This is a genomic window from Escherichia sp. E4736 (genome assembly GCF_005781225.1).
Classification (GTDB): domain Bacteria; phylum Pseudomonadota; class Gammaproteobacteria; order Enterobacterales; family Enterobacteriaceae; genus Escherichia.
Map to the genome: position 1 here is coordinate 1 of NZ_VATT01000069.1, position 4189 is coordinate 4189.

4 protein-coding genes, 4 tRNA genes and 1 pseudogene are annotated in these 4189 nt (G+C 46.7%); 7 read left to right on the plus strand and 2 right to left on the minus strand.

Annotated features, from left to right (window positions below):
* Positions 1-145 precede the first annotated feature (145 nt).
* On the plus strand, positions 146-1174 hold the full coding sequence (murB, locus tag FEK46_RS23210; RefSeq protein ID WP_135559157.1) for a UDP-N-acetylmuramate dehydrogenase: 1029 nt from the start codon (positions 146-148) through the stop codon (positions 1172-1174).
* Entirely contained in the window at positions 1171-2136 is a 966-nt protein-coding gene (gene birA, locus FEK46_RS23215; protein WP_135495459.1) for a bifunctional biotin--[acetyl-CoA-carboxylase] ligase/biotin operon repressor BirA, read from the plus strand. Before murB ends, birA begins: the two co-directional genes overlap by 4 nt.
* Before the next feature lie 28 nt (positions 2137-2164).
* Here the strand turns inward: birA and coaA are convergent, their stop codons facing one another.
* Positions 2165-3115 carry a type I pantothenate kinase gene (gene coaA / locus FEK46_RS23220; RefSeq protein ID WP_000023076.1) on the minus strand — a complete coding sequence of 317 codons (951 nt, stop codon included), beginning with the start codon at positions 3113-3115 and terminating at the stop codon, positions 2165-2167.
* Between the two features lie 192 nt (positions 3116-3307).
* Positions 3308-3458 (minus strand): annotated as a pseudogene (locus FEK46_RS24020) (hypothetical protein); the annotation flags it as partial.
* A gap of 19 nt (positions 3459-3477) precedes the next feature.
* Between FEK46_RS24020 and FEK46_RS23225 the strand changes: the two are divergent.
* The 5 genes from FEK46_RS23225 to FEK46_RS23245 form a co-directional block, all read left to right on the plus strand.
* Positions 3478-3553: transfer RNA gene (locus FEK46_RS23225), tRNA-Thr, on the plus strand.
* Between the two features lie 8 nt (positions 3554-3561).
* Positions 3562-3646: transfer RNA gene (locus FEK46_RS23230), tRNA-Tyr, on the plus strand.
* 116 nt (positions 3647-3762) lie between these two features.
* Positions 3763-3837 (plus strand) — tRNA-Gly (locus FEK46_RS23235).
* 6 nt (positions 3838-3843) lie between these two features.
* Positions 3844-3919: transfer RNA gene (locus tag FEK46_RS23240), tRNA-Thr, on the plus strand.
* 114 nt (positions 3920-4033) lie between these two features.
* A partial coding sequence (locus tag FEK46_RS23245; RefSeq protein WP_072103173.1) for a GTP-binding protein occupies positions 4034-4189 on the plus strand: 156 nt, incomplete at its 3' end.

The window sequence follows — 4189 nt, forward strand, 5'->3', positions numbered from 1 at the left end:
AACTGCCAGGCATCAAATAAAACGAAAGGCCATCCGTCAGGATGGCCTTTTTGCGTTTCTACAAACTCTTCCTATCGTCATATCTACAAGCCATCCCCCCGCAGATACGGTAAACTAGCCTCGTTTTTGCATCAGGAAAGCAGCTATGAACCACTCCTTAAAACCCTGGAACACATTTGGCATTGATCATAATGCTCAGCACATTGTATGTGCCGAAGACGAACAACAATTACTCAATGCCTGGCAGCATGCAACCGCAGAAGGACAACCCGTTCTTATTCTGGGTGAAGGAAGTAATGTACTTTTTCTGGAAGACTATCGCGGTACGGTGATCATCAACCGGATCAAAGGTATCGAAATTCATGATGAACCTGATGCGTGGTATTTACATGTAGGAGCCGGAGAAAACTGGCATCGCCTGGTAAAATACACTTTGCAGGAAGGTATGCCTGGTCTGGAAAATCTGGCATTAATTCCTGGTTGTGTTGGTTCATCACCTATCCAGAATATTGGGGCTTATGGCGTAGAATTACAGCGAGTTTGCGCTTATGTTGACTGTGTTGAACTGGCGACAGGCAAGCAAGAGCGTTTAACAGCTAAAGAGTGCCGTTTTGGCTATCGCGACAGTATTTTTAAACATGAATACCAGGACCGCTTCGCCATTGTAGCCGTAGGTCTGCGTCTGCCAAAAGAGTGGCAACCTGTACTAACGTATGGTGACTTAACTCGTCTGGATCCTACAACAGTAACGCCACAGCAATTATTTGATGCGGTGTGTCATATGCGCACCACCAAACTCCCTGATCCAAAAGTGAATGGCAATGCCGGTAGTTTCTTCAAAAACCCTGTTGTATCTGCCGAAACGGCTAAAGCATTACTGGCACAATTTCCAACAGCACCAAATTACCCCCAGGCGGATGGTTCAGTAAAACTGGCAGCAGGTTGGCTTATCGATCAGTGCCAGCTAAAAGGGATGCAAATGGGTGGGGCTGCGGTGCACCGTCAACAGGCGTTAGTTCTCATTAATGAAGACAATGCAAAAAGCGAAGATGTCGTGCAACTGGCACATCATGTAAGACAGAAAGTGGGTGAAAAATTTAATGTCTGGCTTGAGCCAGAAGTTCGCTTTATTGGTGCATCAGGTGAAGTTAGCGCAGTGGAGACGATTTCATGAAGGATAATACCGTTCCACTGAAATTAATCGTGCTGTTAGCGAATGGTGAATTTCACTCTGGCGAGCAGCTGGGTGAAACGTTAGGAATGAGCCGGGCGGCTATTAATAAACACATTCAGACACTGCGTGACTGGGGTGTTGATGTCTTTACCGTTCCGGGTAAAGGATACAGCCTGCCTGAGCCCATCCAGTTACTTAATGCTGAACAGATATTGAGTCAGCTGGATGGCGGTAGTGTAGCCGTGCTGCCAGTTATTGACTCCACGAATCAATATCTCCTTGACCGTATCGGAGAGCTTAAATCGGGCGATGCCTGCGTTGCAGAATACCAGCAGGCTGGCCGTGGTCGTCGTGGTCGGAAATGGTTTTCGCCTTTTGGCGCAAACTTATATTTGTCAATGTTCTGGCGTCTGGAACAAGGCCCGGCGGCGGCGATTGGTTTAAGTCTGGTTATCGGTATCGTGATGGCGGAAGTATTACGCAAGCTGGGAGCTGATAAAGTCCGCGTTAAATGGCCTAATGACCTCTATCTGCAGGATCGCAAGCTGGCAGGCATTCTTGTGGAGCTGACTGGCAAAACCGGCGATGCGGCACAAATTGTCATTGGTGCCGGGATCAACATGGCAATGCGTCGTGTTGAAGAGAGTGTCGTTAATCAGGGGTGGATCACGCTGCAGGAAGCGGGGATCAATCTCGATCGTAATACGTTGGCGGCCATGCTAATACGTGAATTACGCGCGGCGCTGGAACTCTTCGAGCAAGAAGGATTGGCACCTTATCTTTCGCGCTGGGAAAAGTTGGATAATTTTATTAATCGCCCAGTGAAACTTATCATTGGTGATAAAGAAATATTTGGCATTTCACGCGGAATAGACAAACAGGGCGCTTTATTGCTTGAGCAGGATGGAATAATAAAACCCTGGATGGGGGGTGAAATATCCCTGCGTAGTGCAGAAAAATAAGAAAGGGGAGCATTAGCTCCCCTGAAAATTATTTGCGTAGTCTGACCTCTTCTACCGCATGATTAGCACTTTTCGTCAGGATTAAACTGGCGCGCTCGCGAGTAGGTAGAATATTTTGCTTTAAGTTCAGCCAGTTGATCTCTTTCCACAACGTCATGGCAGTCTTAATAGCTTCTTCTTTAGTTAATTTCGCGTAGTTATGAAAATAGGAATCCGGGTCTGTAAAAGCCCCTTCGCGGAATTTCAGAAAACGGTTGATATACCATGTCTGAAGTAAGTCTTCCGGAGCATCAACATATATCGAAAAATCGACAAAATCAGAAACAAATACATGATGTGGATCGTGTGGATAATCCATCCCGCTCTGTAAGACATTTAACCCTTCAAGAATTAAAATATCAGGCTGAACAACAGTTTTATCTCCATCCGGGATCACATCATAAATAAGATGCGAGTAAACAGGTGCTGTAACGTTTGGCACGCCGGATTTGAGATCGGAAACAAACTTTACCAGACGATGCATATCATACGATTCCGGGAAGCCTTTCTTCTTCATCAGGCCACGTTCTTTAAGCACTTTGTTGGGATGAAGAAAACCATCGGTGGTGATCAGTTCAACACGACGGTGTTCCGGCCAACGGCTTAATAGTGCCTGTAACACACGAGCAGTCGTACTTTTCCCTACCGCGACGCTACCAGCAATACTGATAATGTAAGGAATGCGTTGTCCGTTAGTGCCAAGAAACTGTTCCAGAACTGCCTGACGGCGCAGGTTCGAGCTTATATAGAAGTTCAGCAAACGTGATAAAGGCAAGTAAATCTCGGCAACTTCTTCTAACGAAAGATCTTCATTTATACCTTTGAGACGGGCGATCTCATCTTCCGATAACGTCATAGGTACGGAATCACGCAGAGCTGCCCACTGGTTGCGGTCAAACTGTAGGTAAGGCGTCATTAACGTTTGCTCTTTTATACTCATAAGCATGTTTCTGGCGGTCATAGCTCTATCGGCAAAGCGATATTTGCCATGGCGCGTCACAGTTCTGTTGAATGGGTTAATGGGCAGGAGGGTAACACCAGATGGGGAGGAATAATAAGAAAAAATCTCTTCCAGGAAGCTATCGTTGAAAAGCAATGTGACAGATATTCCATCTGATAAAAAGAATTGTGTTTTAGCTGGCGCGCATTGTTAATGCAGAGTGATGCTGAAAAAGTATGCTAATCTGCTCGCAATTCGGCTGTTTATTCATCGCGTCGCGCAAAATGTGACCAATAAAACAAATTATGCAATTTTTTAGTTGCATGAACTCGCATGTCTCCATAGAATGCGCGCTACTTGATGCCGACTTAGCTCAGTAGGTAGAGCAACTGACTTGTAATCAGTAGGTCACCAGTTCGATTCCGGTAGTCGGCACCATCAAGTCCGGTGGGGTTCCCGAGCGGCCAAAGGGAGCAGACTGTAAATCTGCCGTCACAGACTTCGAAGGTTCGAATCCTTCCCCCACCACCAATTTCGGCCACGCGATGGCGTAGCCCGAGACGATAAGTTCGCTTACCGGCTCGAATAAAGAGAGCTTCTCTCGATATTCAGTGCAGAATGAAAATCAGGTAGCCGAGTTCCAGGATGCGGGCATCGTATAATGGCTATTACCTCAGCCTTCCAAGCTGATGATGCGGGTTCGATTCCCGCTGCCCGCTCCAAGATGTGCTGATATAGCTCAGTTGGTAGAGCGCACCCTTGGTAAGGGTGAGGTCGGCAGTTCGAATCTGCCTATCAGCACCACTTCTTTTCTCCTCCCTGTTTTTTCCTTCTGTTTATTGCATTCAACAAGTCGGGCATGTTGCCTGGTTGATGTGGTGATATCACCGATTTATCCGTGTCTTAGAGGGACAATCGATGTCTAAAGAAAAGTTTGAACGTACAAAACCGCACGTTAACGTCGGTACTATCGGCCACGTTGACCATGGTAAAACAACGCTGACCGCTGCAATCACTACCGTACTGGCTAAAACCTACGGCGGTGCTGCTCGCGCATTCGACCAGATCGATAAC